The organism is Lishizhenia sp. (assembly GCF_033720595.1).
Classification (GTDB): domain Bacteria; phylum Bacteroidota; class Bacteroidia; order Flavobacteriales_D; family Crocinitomicaceae; genus Lishizhenia.
Map to the genome: position 1 here is coordinate 1 of NZ_JAWWCF010000323.1, position 1,598 is coordinate 1,598.

The window sequence follows — 1,598 nt, forward strand, 5'->3', positions numbered from 1 at the left end:
CTATTGTGGTAGGTATTGCTAACGTTGACAGACAAAGAGATTTCACCTTTGACCCCGAATTAGAAGAGTTTTCTACTGCGGTTCCAAATGGTGGCCATAGTAAGGATTTTATTGCTTTTCTTGAAAAAGAATTGATCCCCTTTGTAGAGTACAAGTACAGAGCTTCAAATCAACGTTATCTCGTCGGACAATCTTTAGGAGGTTTAGTAGCTACTGAGATATTGTTGTACAAACCTCAATTGTTTCACCACTATTTTATTGTGAGTCCGAGTATATGGTGGGATCAGGAACGTTTGCTGGTAGAAGGAAAGGCACATTTAGAAAAGGAAGAGCTTCCCCGTTCTGTTCATGTGGAGATTTTTGTAGGTAAAAAGGAACCCTTTATCATGCGTCGAGACGCCAGAAGATTAAAGCGATTATTGAAAAGAAAAACTAAACACAAGGTAAATTTTACCCTGATGAGAAAAGAAGATCATGCAACGATTTTACACAATAGTATCTATCGTGCCTTTGTAAATATGTTTGAACCGAGGTATTAGAATGGTTTTTAACCCAGATTTTTGCTCGTTTCTTTTTTAGATAAAATTAAAAGGAGTAAATCCTCAAAGATTTAACTAGGGTGGAGGTTTATGAGTTTAATATACCTTTTCTATAATCACTTCCTTGGCAATACCGCCTTCAAACACTTCAAATTCTTTCTCTTTGTTGATGCTGATAATCTTATCTGCGTAGTTGAGAGATAGGTCTAGATTGTGTGTGGAGAAGAGTACAGTAACTCCTTTCTTCGCAACAACTTCTTTTAGAATTTGTATGGTTTTAAGTCGATTAGAGTAGTCCAAGAACGCTGTTGGTTCATCTAAAATAATAGCTCTCGCTTCTTGAGCCAACGCCTTACCTATCATGGCAATTTGACGTTCACCATCAGATATTTTTTGAGTAGACAAACACTGTAAATGTTCTATTTTAAGGAGCGCAAGTATTTCATCTATTTTGTCATTGTCGCGCTGTGAAATTCTTCCTAAAACATTGGTGAAAGGAGCCCGTCCCATACCAATTAGTTCTCGTACGGATAAATGCTCAACACCGTAAAATTTAGAAGGAACATAACTGAGGTAGCGCATTTTTTCGCGTTTACTTAAGTCTTGTATGGCTTTACCGTCGATTAAATATTCTCCTTGAAGTGGAGACAGGTTCCCCATTAGGGTTTGTAAAAAGGTAGTTTTACCGCTACCATTTTTTCCTAAAAGTGCATATAACTTACCCTTTTCAACATGCAAATCATTGATGTGAACCAGCTTCTTTTTATACCCTATGTCAACATTTTTTAATTTAAACATCAGTATTTTTTTAGAATGATCCAAACCACGATAGGCGCTCCAAAGAGGGCTGTTATGGCGTTTAGCGGAAGTTGAACAATATCACTAAAAGCAAAAATAAGTAAGTCGCAAAGGAGTAAAAGTACGGCACCCATTAACGCCGAACCTAAAATTAAAAATAAGTGATTGCTCGTCTTAAAAATGTATTTCACTATGTTGGGAATAGCCAACCCTACAAAGGCAATGGGCCCACATAAGGCGGTTACCGTACCGGTTAACAAA

At 37.2% G+C, this 1,598-nt stretch carries 3 protein-coding genes; 1 reads left to right on the forward strand and 2 read right to left on the reverse strand.

Annotated elements, in window-relative coordinates; all coding sequences use genetic code 11:
• Positions 1 to 539: alpha/beta hydrolase (locus R3333_RS14525; protein ID WP_318959479.1), on the forward strand; the 539-nt coding region annotated here is incomplete at its 5' end.
• A 96-nt stretch (positions 540 to 635) separates the two neighbouring features.
• Here R3333_RS14525 and R3333_RS14530 read toward each other — a convergent pair.
• Both R3333_RS14530 and R3333_RS14535 read right to left on the reverse strand, forming a co-directional pair.
• Entirely contained in the window at positions 636 to 1,337 is a 702-nt protein-coding gene (locus R3333_RS14530; protein ID WP_318959480.1) for an ABC transporter ATP-binding protein, read from the reverse strand.
• Positions 1,337 to 1,598 (reverse strand): iron chelate uptake ABC transporter family permease subunit (locus tag R3333_RS14535; protein ID WP_318959481.1); only part of this gene is annotated, 262 nt, incomplete at its 5' end. The genes R3333_RS14530 and R3333_RS14535, both read right to left, overlap by 1 nt.

Bases quoted from the DNA above. Each gene is read 5' to 3' on its own strand.
- R3333_RS14530 (WP_318959480.1), bottom strand. From the start codon at position 1,337: ATGTTTAAATTAAAAAATGTTGACATAGGGTATAAAAAGAAGCTGGTT.